This is a genomic window from Selenomonas bovis DSM 23594, from assembly GCF_000381005.1.
In the GTDB taxonomy this organism is placed as follows: Bacteria; Bacillota; Negativicutes; order Selenomonadales; family Selenomonadaceae; genus Selenomonas_C; species Selenomonas_C bovis.
This window is the reverse complement of record NZ_KB908394.1, coordinates 26,119-42,017: the sequence shown is the minus strand read 5'-3', so window position 1 is coordinate 42,017 and position 15,899 is coordinate 26,119. Positions and strand designations below refer to the sequence as shown.

Here is a 15,899-nt window from a genome sequence, read left to right as displayed (position 1 = left end):
CTTGCTTCCATGCAGCCTTTTTTTATGTAAATCCCCAAGAACGCAAGCCGCAGGCGCAGCGCGATTGGCTGGAAATCCTCTATCCCTCTTTTCGTGCGGCATGGTTGTGGCAAATAGCGGTTTAACAAAAAGGCAAGAAGGATTTTCCCTATCTTTTACTTGACAGTGAAGGCATGATATAGGATAATACGCCTAGTATTTCTCAGTAAGTAGGAGCTTCATATGAGCAAGACGAGTGAATTCCGCAAATATATAGATCGGTCAGCGCATCTTTGGCTGAGTGTGGCGGCCTTTTTCGTGTGTATGTTATCCTATGTGCCGCTGGCCGCAGCCCAGGGGGCGCATGTCGCGGCGATGGGACAGCAGACGATGGAGCGCTTTCTCTGCGATCTGCCGTATGTGGTTTCTCTGCCGGTGACGCTGCTGCTGGCGGCCATTCTGGCGGTCTGTGCAGTGCGCGGCAAAGGGCAGCGTCCGCTCGTTTACTATGTGGTCGTTTTCCTCCTGGTGTTCATGCTCTGGATGGTGAGCAGCTCGCAGCTGCTTGCGGCAAAGCTGGCCGGGACTGTTGCGCTGTACCGCGTGGCGAATTTCTTCCTCTACCTGGTGCCCGCGGCGGCCAATCTCGTCGTGCTCGGAGCGCTTGAGGAGAAATATCGAACCGGGCAGCGCGTGGTCGTTTTTGCCTATGTCGTTTTCGCTGTGCTGGCGACCGGCGCGGATCTCTTTGGCGTTTCTGGCGTATCGCTGCGCCAGCAGATGTATTACGCGCTGCTGCTGGTTCTTGAGGCCTATGTCGCGTATCTGATCTATCGCTCCGCGCGTATGGGCAATCGCTACAGCCGCGCGATGGTGCTGCCGCTCATCGCGATGGTGACGCTGGGCGCGTTTGACGGCGTCAATGCCCATCTGCACCTGACGCCGCTGCCGACGTACATCATGCCGCTGAGTGTATATAGCTTCCTGTATTTCATCCTGCAGATGATCCGCGATCAGCTCGTGCGGTCGCAGTTCTTGGAGAGCCGCACGCTGGAGCTCGGCTACCATGCGGCGCTACTGCAGGAGCGGGCGGAGCGGGATCCGCTCACGCAGTGCCGCAATCGCGGGAGCTTCGAGCGGGATCTGCCGTCTGTGATCTGGACGGCGCGGAGCGCGGGGACGCCGCTTTCCCTGTTGCTCTTCGATATCGATCATTTCAAACAATTCAATGATACGTTCGGCCACGCGGCTGGGGATATGATCCTGCGCGGATTTGCGCGTACGGTGCGCGCTGAACTCGACAAGCAGAAGTCGTTTTATCGCTGGGGCGGTGAGGAGTTCGTCGTCCTGCTGCCGGGCTGCGATCTCGATGCGGCTGCCGTGATCGGCAATCGCCTGCGGCGCACGGTGGCCGCGTTCCTCCAGTATGAGAAGCATCCTGTGACGGTGAGCGTGGGCGTGAGTGTCTGCCATGGCGGCGATGATACGGCACAGGCGCTGTTTGAGCGTGCGGACAGCGCGCTCTACGCCGCCAAGGCGGCGGGGCGCAACTGCCTCCGGGTGGAGTCGCCGCAGGCGGCAATCGGTGAGGAGGCGCTCGGATGATGTGCTGGAAAAAGATTTTGTGCCTGTCGCTCTGGCTGCAGATTTGCTTCCTTCTCTTTGCACTGACGGCGTCGGCGGCGCATCTCTCAGGAGAATGGCAGTACCGCGAGGCGCGGCGGGACACGTCAGAGCTGCAGATGGTGCAGTCTGCGGCGCAGGGCGCGCGTGATTGGAAGTCCTTTGCGTTTCCTGCGTCGCCGCCGTTCGCGGAGGGGACGCGGAAGCTCTACGAAACGACGCAGGTTCTGCCGGGCGGCGATGAGGACACGCTGCTCTTTTTCACAACGGGTGAGAAGGTGCGCGTGTTCCTCGATGAGAAGCTCGTCTATACATACGATGAGACAGCGCTGACCTCTGCCGGCGGTGGGCGAATGTGGCATCTCGTGCATCTGCCGCAGGTTGCGCATCCCTATGCGCTTACGCTGGCACTCTCGAGCGGGGATCCGCATACACTCGGTGTCTATTGGTCGTTTTCTCTGGGGACGGAACAGCGGGAGACGGAGCGGATCTTCCTCTCCGACATGACGCTGATTCTCACGCTGCCCGTGGCAGTCTGCATGCTGTGTATCACGGCTCTGTTCTATTGGCGGGAGCATAGGGACAGGCGCCTCTACCGCATGCTGCTCACGTTCCTTGGGAATTTCATCCTCTGGGGCATTGCGGCGCTCAATACGAAGTATTTCCTCACCGATGCCGTCCTGTTCTGGTGGTATGTGCTGACGATCGCGGCGTATTTCCTGCCGATCACGGCGTATGCCATCGTCTATGAGGTCCTGAAAGGCCGGGAACGGCGTGTGGTCGGCTGGTTCATCCGTGCCTTCTTCCTCCTGTTCACGGCTGCGCTGCTGCTGGAGCTTTCCGGCATGCACGGGCTCACGCGACTCTTCCTGTTCGAGTTTGTCCTCATGGCGCTTTTCGGGCCGTTCATTTTCTGGTGGTGCGCGAGGGCTGCGCGGCAGGGGGATGATTACTGCCGTTCCCTGCTCGTGCCCATCATACTGTTCACGCTGCTCGGCATCCTCGATGGTGTCAATACATATCTGCATTTCCTGCCGGGGGATATGTTTCTCTGCCCATTCGGCATCTACGGCATCGCAGTGTTCCTGCTCGCCGTCCTGAAACGGATGACCCGCAGGGAGGAGGCGCTCGGCGAGCGGGCATCGCGGCTGCGCTCCGCCATCGTGACAGCGCGCGACCGCGAGACGCATGATCCGCTCACACACGCCTTGAGCCGCGCGGCCTTCAGGCCGTTGCTCGAGCGCTATCTCGTACGCGCCGAGCAGAAGCAGCAGGCGTTCTCCCTCATCATGTTCGATGTCGATCATTTCAAGCAGGTCAATGATACGTATGGGCACGAGGCGGGCGACTCTGTGCTCGTCAGGCTCACGCAGGCCGTGCGGGCGAATCTCGCGTCGCGGTATCCGCTCCTGCGCTGGGGCGGTGAGGAGTTCTTCGTGTTCTGCCCTGAGATGACGCTTGCGGAGGCGGCGGCGCTCGCGGAGATCCTGCGCAGTGCCGCGCGGTCGGTGCGCGTCAAGGAGCAGGTGGTCACGGCGAGCTTCGGCGTCGCCAGCTATCACGGCGCGTCCGATACGGCCGATGCGCTCTGCGCGCGCGTCGATGCCGCGCTCTACGCGGCGAAGCAGGGCGGCCGCGACCGCGTGGTATGCGAGGCGCAGGACGCGTGAGATGTGCGCGGCGCGTGAGGCTCGGTGGCAGAGCCGCGGCGTGCGTTGCTGCGTTCTCATGCGCCTGCGGCTGCGGGCCGTCGATTCGCAGCGGTATTTGGCATAGCGCCCTTGATCCGCACAGTCGTTGCTATTGCACTGTTGGCCGCCGCGATCGGACGGCAGTTCCAGCGGCAGAGAAAAGCCGCCTTCCCGTGTGGGAGGGCGGCTTTTCCTATGGGGTGGCTTTGCGGTGCGGCTCCGTTATTTCAGCTTCACGAGCTCATAGGCACGCGTGCCCATGCCGATTTTCTCGGCGTGCTCGAGGGTCTCTTTCCAATGCACGTTGGGGTTGGAGTCGAGGAAGTGGTCGTGGTGGCACTCCCAGTCCTGCTTCGCGAGGTTGTCGGCGAGCTGGCTGTTCGGCAACGGCGTCGCCTGGAGGCAGGCGTCGGCGCAGGCCTGGTCGAGCGCGACGGGGTCGAACGAGGCGAACATGCCGATGTCCGGCAGGATGGCGGCGTCGTTCTCGCCGTGGCAGTCGCAGTTCGGCGAGATATCGCGCGCGATGTTGATGTGGAAGCAGGGACGGTCCTGGCAGACTGCCTGCGCGTATTCCGCCATCTTGCGGTCGAGGAGGTCGCCGGCATCCCACTGCTCGTTGCGGATCGCGTCGAAGCCGCAGGCGCCGATGCAGCGGCCGCAGCCCTTGCAGAGGTCCTTGTGGATGTGCGCCTTGTTGTTTTCATAGGTGATGGCATCGGAGCCGCATTCCTTCGCGCACTTGCGGCAGCCGCGGCAGAGCTCCTCATCGACGATGCACTTGCCCGAGGAGTGCTGCTCCATCTTGCCCGCGCGGCTGCCGCAGCCCATGCCGATGTTCTTGAGCGCGCCGCCGAAGCCTGTCGCCTCATGCCCCTTGAAATGGGCGAGGCTGATGAAGACGTCGGCGTCCATGACGGCGCGGCCGATTTTCGCTTCCTTGATGTACTCGCCGTTCTTCACAGGGACCGCGACGTCATCCGTGCCCTTGAGCCCGTCGCCGATGATGATCTGGCAGCCCGTTGTGATCGTGTTGAAGCCGTTGAGGTTCGCGCAGTCCATGTGCTCGAGCGCGTGCTTGCGGCTGCCGGGGTAGAGCGTGTTGCAGTCCGTGAGGAACGGGCGGCCCCCCTGCGCCTTCACGAGATCGGCGACGGTCTTCGCGTACTGCGGGCGCAGGTAGGCGAGGTTGCCGAGCTCGCCGAAATGCATCTTGATGGCGACGAATTTGTTCTCCATGTCGATGTCCTTGATGCCCGCGGCCAGGCAGAGGCGTTTCAGCTTCTCCTGGATGCTCGTGCCGACGGGGCAGCGGAAATCCGTGAAGTAGACTTTCGATTTGCTCATTTGTTTCTCCTCCTGAGTTGATGATAGCCGTTTCCTTCATTATATCAATTCTCGCTGGAAAACGGGAGGAAATATTTCGCCGGGGGAATCGCTGGCGCGGCGGCTGCTGGCCGTGCGTGTCGCTGAAGTAAGGACAATATAATGAACAGTCTTTTACAGAAAGACAATTTATCTGAAAATCCTTGGATTTGCCAGGAATGGAAGATACCGTCCTCTTCATACGCACAAAAGATTGAAAAATACTTGAAAAAACAGATACCGTATTGTATACTAAGGCGTGTTATGTTTACGGAATGTTTCGGAAGGAGTTGTTTCCTTTGCTGAAGGGAATCATCAAGAAGTATCAGGAGACGGCGCTCATCCAGCTTATCATCGTGGGGCTGGTGCTCGGCATCCTCGTCGCGGTTTTTGCGCCGCAGGCGGTGCCGGCGGTCGCCATCCTCGGCGATCTCTTTGTGCGCGCGCTCAAGGGCGTGGCGCCGCTGCTCGTCTTCATCCTCGTCATGAATGCGATGGCGCAGAAGACGGAGGACGCGGGCGCGCAGATGAAGCCAATCGTGAAGCTCTATGTGTTCGCGACGTTCTTCGCCTCGGTCGTTGCGGTCGGCTACTCGTTCGCGTTCCCGACGGAGCTCACGCTCCAGGTGGCGGACGCGAAGGTCGCGCCGCCGTCTGGCATCCTCGAGGTCCTGCACAATCTCGTGCTGAGCGTCGTCGATAACCCGGTCAACGCGCTCGTGAAGGCGAACTACATCGGCATCCTTGCCTGGGCGGCGCTCGCAGGCGTCGCACTCCAGCGCGCGGGCGAGACGACGAAGACGGCGCTCGCGGATCTCGCGCGCATGATCACGCAGATCGTGCAGTGGGTCATCCGGTTCGCGCCGTTCGGCATCTTCGGCCTCGTCGCGAACGCCATCGGCACGAACGGGCTCGGTGCGCTGCTCGGCTACGCGCAGCTGCTCGCTGTGCTGCTCGCGTCGTTCTTCTCCGTCGCGCTCATCATGAACCCGCTCATCGTCTATTTCCATATCCGCAGGAATCCCTATCCGCTCGTCTGGACGACGCTCAAGGAGAGCGGCATCTACGCCTTTTTCACGCGTAGCTCGGCGGCGAACATCCCGGTCAATATGTCGCTGTGCAAGCGGCTCGGGCTCAATGAGGATGTCTATTCCATCTCCATCCCGCTCGGCGCGACGATCAACATGAGCGGCGCGGCCATCACGATCGCCGTGCTCTCGCTCGCGGCGGCGCATACGCTCGGCGTCGCGGTCGACCTGCCGACGGCGCTGCTCCTCTGCATCGTCTCGACGCTCGGCGCCTGCGGTGCGTCCGGCGTCGCGGGCGGCTCGCTGCTCCTGATCCCCGTGGCGTGCTCCTCGTTCGGCATCAGCAACGACATCGCGATGCAGGTCGTCGGCGTGGGCTTCATCATCGGCGTGCTCCAGGATGCCTGCGAGACGGCACTCAACAGCTCGACGGACGTGCTTTTCACCGCGACGGCGGAGTTCGCCCAGCGCGCGAAGGAAGGAACGCTCACGGCAGACGATCTCGTACCTTCCGCTCGAGAGCAGTAAACAATCTTTCCCACTCTATAGTAGAAAATCTAAAAGAATTCTTTCTTGAAAACTCTTCTCTTGGTGCTACAATAGCAGGGGAAGAGTTTTCTTTTATCGAAATGCCATATGGCGAGTGGACTAACTGCAAGGGGCGATGCGCGATGTCCGCAAAGTAGACGTTTGCGCATGTAGTTTACGACGAAAGTCTCATCTGTGGGCATTGCGCGATCTGGATCTCATATGGGGAGAGACGAGACGGCGTTGCCATGGCAGGAAATGTGTGATGGGATTGGCACGCTGCGAATGCATGCGTGCGCTTTTTGAGGGGGCACTGATTTGGGAGAGGAAAGGGAGCAAGCGGAGGAGCTGCGCGCCGCCTATCGCGAGGGGAGAACCTCTGATTTTTATATCGGCTGCGAGCGTCTGGTTAATCGCGCCATCAGCACGGCGTTCATGAAAGAGGAGCCGGAGGATTCCATCCGCAGCATCCTCGAATTTATCGGTGAGACGCTGGTGTGTGATCGTGCGTATATCTTTGAGTTTACACGCTCGAACCAGCTCAACAATACGTATGAGTGGTGCGCACCGGGTGTCCGGCCTGTCATCGGCATGCTGCAGGATGTCAGCCTCGAGGTCTATGCGCCGTACTGGTTGCCGCGGTTCCTGCGCCATGAGTATATCATGATCCCTGATCGGGATATTCCCGATATGGAGGCCTATGCCGCTGTGGATCCGCCGATGTACCGGCTGCTCCGGGCGCAGAATATCCATACGTTGCTCGCGGCGCCTGTCTATCTTGAGAAGAAGTTCATAGGCTTTGTCGGCGTGGACAATCCGCCGCCGGAGGCCGTAATGCCCGTGGTGACGCTCTTTCAGATGCTCACCTCGATCATCGGCGTCCTGCTGCGCCATCGCAACAACCAGCAGCGGCTTCAGAAGCTGGCCTACTGCGACCAGCTGACAGGCGTGGGCAACCGCAGTGCCTGGACGCGCTATCTGGCGCATCTCGACCGGCAGAAGCCCGTCGGACTGATCTTCGGCGATCTCAACGGGCTCAAGCAGATGAACGACACGTTCGGCCACGAGGGCGGCGACCTGATGATTTGTCAGGCGGCGCAGGCCATGCAGGACTTTGTCGGGGAGCGCGGCAAAGTCTTCCGTATGGGCGGCGACGAGTTTCTCATCATCTACGCAGATATCGGGCGTGAGGCCTTCCAGCAAGAGGCAGCGCGCCTCAAGGCGAGCCTCCGGGCGCAGGATGTCAACATTTCTCTTGGAATCGTCTGGCATGAGAATGCTCTGCAAAATTTCGACGTGCTCGTCACGGAGGCGGACTTCGCGATGTACCGGAAGAAAGAGGCGTACCATCAGCGCCAGCGCTGCCGCATCTGCTCCATCGTGGAAGATCAGAAAAAATCAGAGAACTTCTGAAAAAGTGCTTGACTTCATTGCCTTAGATGCGTATAATATATTTTGTCAGTCAGCGCGGGGGCTTCCCCCGATGCGGTGGATGCGGAAATAGCTCAGTGGTAGAGCACCACCTTGCCAAGGTGGGGGTCGCGAGTTCGAGTCTCGTTTTCCGCTCCAGATGCGGAAATAGCTCAGTGGTAGAGCACCACCTTGCCAAGGTGGGGGTCGCGAGTTCGAGTCTCGTTTTCCGCTCCATACAGCTTGCAGGTTTCTATGGAGTTTGGGCCTATAGCTCAGTTGGTTAGAGCAACCGGCTCATAACCGGTCGGTCCTTGGTTCGAGTCCAAGTGGGCCCACCAATTTATAGAAGCTTACATATATAATATGACTCAGTAGCTCAGCTGGATTAGAGTATTTGACTACGAATCAAAGGGTCGGGGGTTCGAATCCCTCCTGGGTCACCATTTGTGGGTAGGTGCCCGAGTGGTTAAAGGGAACAGACTGTAAATCTGTCATCTTCGGATTACGATGGTTCGAATCCATCCCTGCCCACCACGAATGTCAAGCGTCGCAGTTTGCGGCGCTTTTTTAGTGCGCGAAACGCGGCCCGTGACGCAGCGGACGGTGCGTCTGGCGGCAAGTTGGAGAGCAGCGCGGCTGGCGGACGGAGCGGGCGACATTGCCCTGGGGCAGCGTGATGAGCGCTGGCCGCTCAACGTGCACGGGAGCAGCAGACGGCAGGACGAAGGAAAGAGCCTCGAGGCGGCGCGGGCGGCGCATGTCTCGAGGCTCTTTGCAGTTCTTCCTAAGGAACCACTGATTTACAGAGAAGCCGCGCATTCATTTAACCTTCCACTCAAGAGTAAGTGGTAAAATCCTTGCATTCATCAGTGGTTCCCTAAGTATGGTGCTGGTGTCAATCCTTGACGCGGCAGGAGAAGGTCTCGCCGTTGGCGCTGCGCCCCGCGGCGTGCTTGCCCTCGAAGAGGGCTTCGCTCATCTTCCGCATGAGCTCGTCCTGTTCCTTGGCGGCGGAGAAGATGACGGCGCTGCCACCCTCTGGCGTCTCGCCGTCTACAGGCGTGATGGCGAGCTGGAGACGGTGGTCCTTATCGCGGCGGAAGGAGTGGCGCAGTTTCGTGTGCAGCCATTCCGCGATGAGCTCGATGCCCTGGAACGAGGCTTTCTTGTTGTATGCGCCGTAGGCTTTCGCGGCGATTTCCGCGGCGCGCGCCTTGTCGTCGGTGACGCCGAGGAGGGAGAATTCGGAGCTGTCGTTTTCCGTGACGAGCTGCGTGACGATGTAATGCATGGTGAGGTTCCTTTCTGTGATCTGTGGATTGTGATTTGAGGGATGGAGGCCGCTGCGCTGTGTGCCGTGTGCCGTAGGCCGTATGGCGGTATCTTCTCAGCCAGCGCAGCGCGGCGCCGCATTTGCATGAAATATGCCAGTTGTGCGCCGCCTCGCGTCAACTGGCATAGGATTTGTTACCGAACTGGGCCTTTTTCCCGCCGCGTCTTCGCTGTAGAATAGCGGAAAAGGAGTGATGAACTATGGTAAATTCTGATATCGTGACCAGGCGGCAGGCATTCTCCGCGCGGGAGCTCTGTGTGACGGCCGTGATGACGGCGCTCGTTTTCCTCGCGACGTTTGTGCCGCGCATCCCGATCCCCCTCGGCTACGCGCATCTCGGGGATGCGGTGATCTTCCTCCTCGCGCTCTTGCTTGGGCGGCGCGAGGCGCTCATCGCGGCCTGCCTCGGCTCCGCGCTCTCCGATGTGATGGGCGGCTTCTTCCCCTGGGTCGTGCCGACGCTCTTCATCAAGTTCTGGATGGCGGAGATCGTCTGGCATCTGGCGGGACGCACCCACGCGGGGCTCGCGCGGACGGCGGCAGCGTTCCTGCTGTCCTCGCTCTGGATGGCGGCGGCTTACACGGCGTTCGGCGCGCTGCTCTACGCGAGCGTCGCGGCGGGACTCGCCTCAGCACCGGGCCTGCTCATGGAGGGACTCGTCAACACGGCGGCCGCGCTGCTCGTGCTGCCAGCTCTGCGGCGTCTGCGCCGTGACTGAGGCGCACCGCACACACACGCTCCTCGGGCCATGGCGCGGGGAGCGTCATTTCTTTTCCTTTTGTTCCTTCGACCGTCCCTTGGCGGCCTTTTCTTTTGCCTTGGCTTTGTCGTCGCGCTTCTTCTGCTGCTCGTAGCGCGCGTAGTCGACGCCCATGCTGAGGAATTTGTGCTTGATGCTCATGATGGGGTGCTTGAGGTACATGCGGCCGCGGTTGCTGTTCATGATGGTGAGGAACTCGCGCGCCTGGCGCTCGCCGAAGCACTGCGCCGTGAACTCGCAGCGGTCGCAGATGGGCTTCGTGATGCCGTAGCGGCAGCGGTTCATGCGCGTCATGACGGTTGCGAGCAGCGCCGTGCACTTCGGGCAGAGCTTGTCGCCCGTGGTGCCGTGATGGGCATGGCAGTAGACGGCGAAGGTCTTCTTGATGGAATTCTTTTCCTTTGGAATGTTGTTCTTTATCTCGACGGGTTTTTTCTTCGGCAGAAATTTCGATAAGAAGCTCATAAGAATCATCCTTTGCATAGTATCGGCGGCGCTCGGTGAGAGCGGCGCCTTTTCACTTCGCGAAAAATACGCTACAATATATTCTAAGTGTTTTAGTATAGAAAAGCAAGCGACGCGCGGACAATCGCCGGCGCGCCTGGAAAGGAGGCGGAGACATGCGGGGGATTTCGACGCTTCTCGTGCTGGCGCTCGTCATTTTCGCGGCGTACGCGAAGACGCAGGAACAGGGCGGGACGCCGTTCTTCCAGTCGGGAGACGGCAAGCTCATCCTCATCGCGCTCGCGGCGTTCGTCGTGCTCATCGGTGTGGCGAACTGGCTGCGGCTGCGGCAGCAGAGGAAATGAATCAAAGCTGTGGATAACTCGCTGAAAAAAGCGGAGGTTATCCACTTTTTCTTTGTGTTAGTCTGTGGATATGGGGATAGTTTTGTGGATAAGGAGAGATGTCTTCCTGGGAGTGCCGTTGCTGGAAACGCAGACTGCGGAGATCGATTCCTGAGACAGCGGTGCGCATATTGGCGGGGCTGCGGCTCGTTTCCGCGGGGAGACGCATGGCTGTGTGATGGCTTTTCCTGCGCCTTCTGGCTGTGACATACCTGTGGATAACTTTTCTTTTGCGCGGCGGTGCGGATGATTGCACCGCGGGCGCTTTTAGGGTAGAATAGGAAAAGATACTCGGGGGAAGCAGGGAGGCCGGACATGGCAGTAAATGAGCAACTAGAGGCATTGTCGGAGTCGTCGCTCGGGGAGGGCGCGCTGAAGAAGATCCTGAGCAATACGATTGAGACGATCGAGGATAATAAGACGCAGATTTTCGGCATCTATGAGACGGCGAAGGACGAGGTCGCGCAGAGTCGCAAGGTGCTCGAGGATCTGAAGTTCCAGGCGCGGCAGACGATCGAGCGCGTGGATGCCCTCGCGGTGCAGGAGCAGCAGGCGAAGCAGGAGCTCGTCACGGTGAGCTCGAATTTCAGTGATTACTCGGAGGAGCGCATCAAGGAGCGATATGACGCGGTCAAGGAGGTGCAGGTCGCGCTCGCGGTCGAGCGGGACAAGGAGAAGAGCCTGCGCGAGCAGCGGGATAAGCTCGAGCTGCGTCTGCGCCGCCTCATGGTGATGCTGCAGCAGGCAGAGCATCTGGCACTCGCGATCGGTTCGGTGCTCAGCTATCTCTCGACGCAGGTGTCGGGCGTGCTTTGGAAGATGGAGGCGGTGCAGAAGGACAAGCTCGTGGGCGCACGCATCATCAAGGCGGTCGAGGAGGAGCGCTACCGCATGTCGCGGGAGCTCCACGATGGGCCGGCGCAGGATCTCGCGAATCTCATCTTCCAGACGAGCATCTGCGAGAAGCTCGTGGACTATGATCCGGAGGAAGCGAAGAAGAATCTCCAGGTCATGCGCCAGGAGGTGCGGGATTGCCTGTCCGCGGTGCGCCAGGTGATTTTCGATATGCGGCCGATGGCGCTCGATGACATCGGCCTGGCGGCGGCGCTCCAGCAGCTCGTGAGCAAGCTCGAGGCGCGCGGCGTGGTCGCGGCGGATTTCCAGCTCGATGGCAAGCCGGTGCAGCTCTCGAAGTATGTGGAGATTGCGGCGTTCCGCATCGTGCAGGAGGCGCTCGCGAACGTCGCGCACCACGCGGGCACGAAGATGGCGCGCGTGCGCGTGCTCTACACGAAGACGGCGCTCTCCATCCTCGTGGAGGACAACGGCAAGGGGTTCGATCCCGAGGCGCCGGTTCCCGCTGAGGAACCGATCGGGCGCGAGGACGGCGCGACGGAGGCCGCAGCCGAGGGAGAGGCGCCGCAGCTGCTGCCGGAGACGTCGCATTTCGGCCTCGTGAACATGCAGGAGCGTGCGAAGATCATCGGGGCGGAGTTCAGCGTGACCTCGAAGCCCGGCAAGGGAACGCGCGTGCATCTGCGCATCCCGTATCAGAAGGAGGATGTCGCTGTGCGGCAGAAAAAGGCGACGGGAAAGGCGGGCGAGAAAAAACGCAGATGAGCGGGAAGATCGCAGAGGCGGCTGGCGACCTCGAGAAACGCCAGCGCAGGGCGCCGATACCCGAGGCCATGCGGGCCTATGCGGGAGACGGCGCTCTCGCTTTTCATACGCCGGGACACAAGCAGGGGCTCGGCGCGCACCCGCTGCTCCGGGCGCTCATCACGCCCGAGGGGCTGCGCGAGGAAGTCTCGCTCATGGAGGAGCTCGACGACCTCCACGAGCCGACGATGTGCATCAAGGAGGCGGAGATGCTCGCGGCGGAGCTCTACGGCGCGGATCATGCCTATCTCATGGTGAACGGCACGACGGGCGCGATTCACGCGATGCTGCTCGGCACGCTCTCGCCCGGAGATGTCGTGCTCGTGCCGCGCAACGCGCACCGCTCACTCATCGGCGGGCTCGTGCTCGCGGGCGCGCAGCCCGTCTACCTCCAGCCGGAGTTCGACGCGGTCTACGGCATCCCGATGGGCGTCGCGCCGGAGACGGTGCGGCGGGCGCTCGCGGCGCATCCCGAGGCGCGCGCCGTCGCGCTCGTCTATCCGACGTACTACGGCGTGACGACGGATCTCGCGGCCATCGCGGCGATGGCGCACGCACGCGGCGCGCTGCTGCTCGTCGACGAGGCGCACGGGGCGCATCTGCGCTTTTCTGACGCACTGCCGCCGCAGGCCATCGACTGCGGCGCGGACGCTGCGGCGCAGAGCACGCACAAGCTGCTCGGCGCGATGACGCAGGGCTCGCTGCTCCTCACGCGCGGGCCGCGCATCGACGCGGAGCGCCTGCGGGAGGCGGCGAGCCTGCTCCAGACGACGAGTCCGAACCAGCTGCTCATGGCGTCTATCGACATCGCGCGCCTGCAGATGGCCGAGCAGGGCCGCGCGCTCGTCGGCCGCGCCGTGCGCCTCGCGGGGGATCTGCGCCGCGCGGTGCGCGAGATCCCGGGGCTCGAGACATTCGACGCGGCGGCGATGACGCGGCCGGGCGCGAGCGGCCTCGATGTCACGAAGGTGACGGTCAGCGTGCGCGGCCTCGGCCTCACGGGCGTGGAGGCCGAGCAGCTCCTGCGCCATACTTACAAGGTGCAGTGCGAGCTCTCCGACGCGGAGAACCTGCTCTTCATCATCTCCTACGCGGATACGGAGCGCGAGGTCGCGCGCCTCGCGGAGGCGCTCCGCGCGCTCGCGCGGGAGCACGCGCGGACGCCTGGGCAGCGCGAGATGCCCGCGCTGCCGCCTGTGCCGGAGACGGCCTGCGCGCCGCGCGCGGCCTTTTTCGCGGCGAAGGAGCGCGTGCCATTCGACAAGGCTGCGGGCCGCATCGCGGCGGAGCAGGTGATGTTCTACCCGCCGGGCGTGCCGCTCCTCGCGCCGGGCGACCGCGTGCGCCAGGCGGCCATCGACTACATCCGCGCGATGCAGCGCGCCGGACGCAAGGTCGTCGGCCCGGAGGATCCGCAGCTGCGGACATTGAAGGTATTGAGAGAGGAACGAGAACGGATATGACGAAAGGAAAGCTCATCATCATCGAGGCCGGCGACGGCAGCGGCAAGGCGACGCAGACGCGGGAGCTCTGCGCGCATCTCGAGCGCGAGGGGCGGCGCGTGCACCGCGTCTCGTTCCCCGACTACGCGTCGGAGTCCTCGGCGCTCGTGCGCATGTATCTATCCGGCGCGTTCGGCGGCCACGCGGACGACGTCAATCCCTACGCCGCCTCGGCGTTTTTCGCCGTCGACCGCTACGCCTCGTACCGCACGACATGGAAGAAATGGCACGACGCGGGGGACATCATCCTCGCGGATCGCTACACGACGTCGAACATGGTGCACCAGGCAGTGAAGATCCGCAGCGCGCGGGAGCGCGAGGCGTTCCTCGACTGGCTCTACGACTTCGAGTTCCGGAAGATGGGCCTGCCCGTGCCGGACGCTGTCGTCTTCCTCGACATGGCGCCGGAGGTCGCCGACCGGCTCATCGCCGCGCGCGCCGCCAAGACGGGCGCGCAGGAGGACATCCACGAGCGGGACAAGGAGTACCTCGCTCGCTGCCACGCGGCGTATCTCGCGCTCGCGGAGAAATATGGCTGGGTGCGCATCCCGTGCAGCGAGGGCAGCGCGCCCCGTCCCGTCGCGGCCATCCACGAGGACGTCTGGCGCGCGCTCGCGCCCGTTCTCGGCAATCAGGAGGAAACGAAATGATCAAAGAAGTTCTCGTCGTCGAGGGCAAGATGGACGTCGTCGCCATCGGCAAGGCCGTGGAGGCGGACTGCATCATCACGGGCGGCTTCAGCCTGAAGCCGAAGACGCTCGACGACATCGAAAAGGCATACAAGCGGCGCGGCATCATCATCCTCACGGATCCCGACTCCGCGGGGGAGCGCATCCGCAAATTCCTCGCGAAGCGGTTCCCGGACGCGAAGCACGCGTTCATCCCCGTCGAGGAGGCGACGGCGCATGACGACATCGGCGTCGAGCAGGCGCAGCCGCCCGCCATCCGCGCGGCGCTCGCGCGCGTGCATACGCTCTCGTTCGAGCCGACGGAGGAGTTTGCCGGTGCCGACCTCATCGCGGCGGGGCTCACGGGCACGCCGGACGCCGCCGCGCGCCGCGCGCGCCTCGGCGCCGCGCTCGGGCTCGGCTTTGCGAACGCGAAGACGTTCCTCAAGCGGCTCAACCACTACGGCGTCACGCGCGCGGAGTTCCAGGAGGCGCTCGCCGCGCTCGAGAAGGGAGAAAACGCATGAACGAAGAAGACGAGAAGCTGCTCCATCCGACCATCGCGAGCCGCGCGGTCACGCAGCATATATTGAAGGCCTTCGGCCTGCACGCGAGCAAGAAGCTCGGACAGAACTTCCTCATCGACGCGGGCATCGTGCGCGGCATCGTCGAGGCGGCCGAGGTGCAGCCGGGCGACCGTGTGCTCGAGATCGGCCCGGGCATCGGCACGCTCACGCAGGGACTTGCGGAGGCCGGCGCTGACGTGCGTGCCGTCGAGCTCGACAAGAAGCTCCCCGCCGTGCTCGCCGAGACGCTCAAGGGCTACGACAACGTCCGCATCATCCCCGGCGATATCTTAAAGACCGACATCCGCGCCGTCATGGGCGAGGGGCCGTTCAAGGTCGCGGCGAACCTGCCCTACTACATCACGACGCCCATCCTGCTCTCGCTGCTCGAGCAGCACCTGCCCATCACGCACCTCGTGACGATGGTGCAGAAAGAGGTCGCGGAGCGCATGATCGCAAAGCCCGGCTCGAAGGCGTACGGCGCGCTCTCCGTCGCCGTGCAGTATTACACGGAGCCTGCCATCGTGCTCGACGTGCCGCCGCGCTCCTTCATCCCCGCGCCGGAGGTCGACAGCTGCGTCATCGCCTGCCGCGTGCGCGAGACGCCGGCCGTCGCGGTGCGCGAGGAGAAGCTCTTCTTCCGCGTCGTGCGCGCCGCGTTCGGACAGCGGCGCAAGACGCTCGCGAACGCGCTCAAGGGAGGCGGCTTCCCCAAGGAGCAGGTGCGCGACGCGATGGAGCGCGCCGGCATCGATCCCCTGCGGCGCGGCGAGACGCTCTCGCTCGCGGAGTTCGCGGCGCTCGCAGACGCGTTCGCAGACCTTGGCGCGCGCTGAGGACGCAGCGGAGAAAACGCTTCCTTGAGTATACATGCGGAAAGCATTGCCTGTATAACAATTTTGTTATACAATAACAACTGATTTTGATTTCCAAAA

The 15,899-nt window shown here is 62.3% G+C and carries 15 protein-coding genes and 5 tRNA genes; 16 read left to right on the top strand and 4 right to left on the bottom strand.

What is annotated here, in order from left to right:
- The first annotated feature begins 303 nt into the window (after nucleotides 1-303).
- Nucleotides 304-1,584, top strand: a complete 1,281-nt coding sequence (locus F599_RS0108415) for a GGDEF domain-containing protein (RefSeq protein ID WP_169337820.1) — start codon at nucleotides 304-306, stop codon at nucleotides 1,582-1,584.
- Nucleotides 1,581-3,272, top strand: a complete 1,692-nt coding sequence (locus tag F599_RS0108410; RefSeq protein WP_019543084.1) for a GGDEF domain-containing protein — start codon at nucleotides 1,581-1,583, stop codon at nucleotides 3,270-3,272. The genes F599_RS0108415 and F599_RS0108410 overlap by 4 nt, the downstream gene beginning before the upstream one ends.
- A 243-nt stretch (nucleotides 3,273-3,515) precedes the next feature.
- Here F599_RS0108410 and F599_RS0108405 read toward each other — a convergent pair whose 3' ends face one another.
- Nucleotides 3,516-4,640 carry a DUF362 domain-containing protein gene (locus F599_RS0108405; protein WP_019543083.1) on the bottom strand — a complete coding sequence of 375 codons (1,125 nt, stop codon included), beginning with the start codon at nucleotides 4,638-4,640 and terminating at the stop codon, nucleotides 3,516-3,518.
- A gap of 317 nt (nucleotides 4,641-4,957) precedes the next feature.
- Between F599_RS0108405 and sstT the strand changes: the two genes are divergently transcribed.
- The 7 genes from sstT to F599_RS0108370 all read left to right on the top strand — a co-directional run bounded on the left by sstT (nucleotide 4,958) and on the right by F599_RS0108370 (nucleotide 8,161).
- On the top strand, nucleotides 4,958-6,214 hold the full coding sequence (sstT, locus tag F599_RS0108400) for a serine/threonine transporter SstT (protein ID WP_019543082.1): 1,257 nt from the start codon (nucleotides 4,958-4,960) through the stop codon (nucleotides 6,212-6,214).
- 318 nt (nucleotides 6,215-6,532) lie between these two features.
- Nucleotides 6,533-7,627, top strand: a complete 1,095-nt coding sequence (locus F599_RS0108395; protein ID WP_019543081.1) for a sensor domain-containing diguanylate cyclase — start codon at nucleotides 6,533-6,535, stop codon at nucleotides 7,625-7,627.
- An 81-nt stretch (nucleotides 7,628-7,708) separates the two neighbouring features.
- Nucleotides 7,709-7,783: transfer RNA gene (locus F599_RS0108390), tRNA-Gly, on the top strand.
- A gap of 3 nt (nucleotides 7,784-7,786) precedes the next feature.
- Nucleotides 7,787-7,861: transfer RNA gene (locus F599_RS0108385), tRNA-Gly, on the top strand.
- 27 nt (nucleotides 7,862-7,888) lie between these two features.
- Nucleotides 7,889-7,965 (top strand) — tRNA-Ile (locus F599_RS0108380).
- Nucleotides 7,966-7,992: 27 nt separating this feature from the next.
- Nucleotides 7,993-8,070, top strand: a tRNA-Arg gene (locus tag F599_RS0108375).
- Between the two features lie 5 nt (nucleotides 8,071-8,075).
- Nucleotides 8,076-8,161 (top strand) — tRNA-Tyr (locus F599_RS0108370).
- Nucleotides 8,162-8,194: 33 nt separating this feature from the next.
- Here the strand turns inward: F599_RS0108370 and F599_RS15175 are convergent.
- Together F599_RS15175 and F599_RS0108360 are read right to left on the bottom strand one after the other, a co-directional pair.
- Complete coding sequence (locus F599_RS15175; protein ID WP_020700548.1) at nucleotides 8,195-8,386, bottom strand: hypothetical protein; 192 nt, start codon at nucleotides 8,384-8,386, stop codon at nucleotides 8,195-8,197.
- Nucleotides 8,387-8,522: 136 nt separating this feature from the next.
- On the bottom strand, nucleotides 8,523-8,918 hold the full coding sequence (locus F599_RS0108360) for a hypothetical protein (protein WP_019543079.1): 396 nt from the start codon (nucleotides 8,916-8,918) through the stop codon (nucleotides 8,523-8,525).
- Between the two features lie 242 nt (nucleotides 8,919-9,160).
- Here F599_RS0108360 and F599_RS0108355 point away from each other — a divergent pair, with 242 nt between their 5' ends.
- Nucleotides 9,161-9,679: an ECF transporter S component gene (locus tag F599_RS0108355; protein ID WP_019543078.1), complete on the top strand. Its 519-nt coding sequence runs from the start codon at nucleotides 9,161-9,163 to the stop codon at nucleotides 9,677-9,679.
- A 45-nt stretch (nucleotides 9,680-9,724) separates the two neighbouring features.
- Here the strand turns inward: F599_RS0108355 and F599_RS0108350 are convergent, their stop codons facing one another.
- Complete coding sequence (locus F599_RS0108350) at nucleotides 9,725-10,186, bottom strand: nitrous oxide-stimulated promoter family protein (RefSeq protein WP_019543077.1); 462 nt, start codon at nucleotides 10,184-10,186, stop codon at nucleotides 9,725-9,727.
- A 155-nt stretch (nucleotides 10,187-10,341) separates the two neighbouring features.
- Between F599_RS0108350 and F599_RS0108345 the strand changes: the two genes are divergently transcribed.
- The 6 genes from F599_RS0108345 (at nucleotide 10,342) to rsmA (ending at nucleotide 15,800) form a co-directional block, all read left to right on the top strand.
- Nucleotides 10,342-10,530 (top strand): hypothetical protein, encoded by a 189-nt coding sequence (locus F599_RS0108345; RefSeq protein WP_019543076.1) that lies wholly within the window; start codon nucleotides 10,342-10,344, stop codon nucleotides 10,528-10,530.
- Nucleotides 10,531-10,884: 354 nt separating this feature from the next.
- Nucleotides 10,885-12,189: a sensor histidine kinase gene (locus F599_RS0108340; RefSeq protein WP_051081681.1), complete on the top strand. Its 1,305-nt coding sequence runs from the start codon at nucleotides 10,885-10,887 to the stop codon at nucleotides 12,187-12,189.
- Complete coding sequence (locus F599_RS0108335) at nucleotides 12,186-13,691, top strand: aminotransferase class I/II-fold pyridoxal phosphate-dependent enzyme (protein WP_019543074.1); 1,506 nt, start codon at nucleotides 12,186-12,188, stop codon at nucleotides 13,689-13,691. Before F599_RS0108340 ends, F599_RS0108335 begins: the two co-directional genes overlap by 4 nt.
- On the top strand, nucleotides 13,688-14,380 hold the full coding sequence (locus tag F599_RS0108330; RefSeq protein WP_019543073.1) for a dTMP kinase: 693 nt from the start codon (nucleotides 13,688-13,690) through the stop codon (nucleotides 14,378-14,380). The genes F599_RS0108335 and F599_RS0108330 overlap by 4 nt, the downstream gene beginning before the upstream one ends.
- Nucleotides 14,377-14,925: a ribonuclease M5 gene (gene rnmV / locus F599_RS0108325; RefSeq protein ID WP_019543072.1), complete on the top strand. Its 549-nt coding sequence runs from the start codon at nucleotides 14,377-14,379 to the stop codon at nucleotides 14,923-14,925. Before F599_RS0108330 ends, rnmV begins: the two co-directional genes overlap by 4 nt.
- Nucleotides 14,922-15,800: a 16S rRNA (adenine(1518)-N(6)/adenine(1519)-N(6))-dimethyltransferase RsmA gene (rsmA, locus tag F599_RS0108320; protein ID WP_019543071.1), complete on the top strand. Its 879-nt coding sequence runs from the start codon at nucleotides 14,922-14,924 to the stop codon at nucleotides 15,798-15,800. The genes rnmV and rsmA overlap by 4 nt, the downstream gene beginning before the upstream one ends.
- The last annotated feature ends 99 nt before the right edge of the window (nucleotides 15,801-15,899 follow it).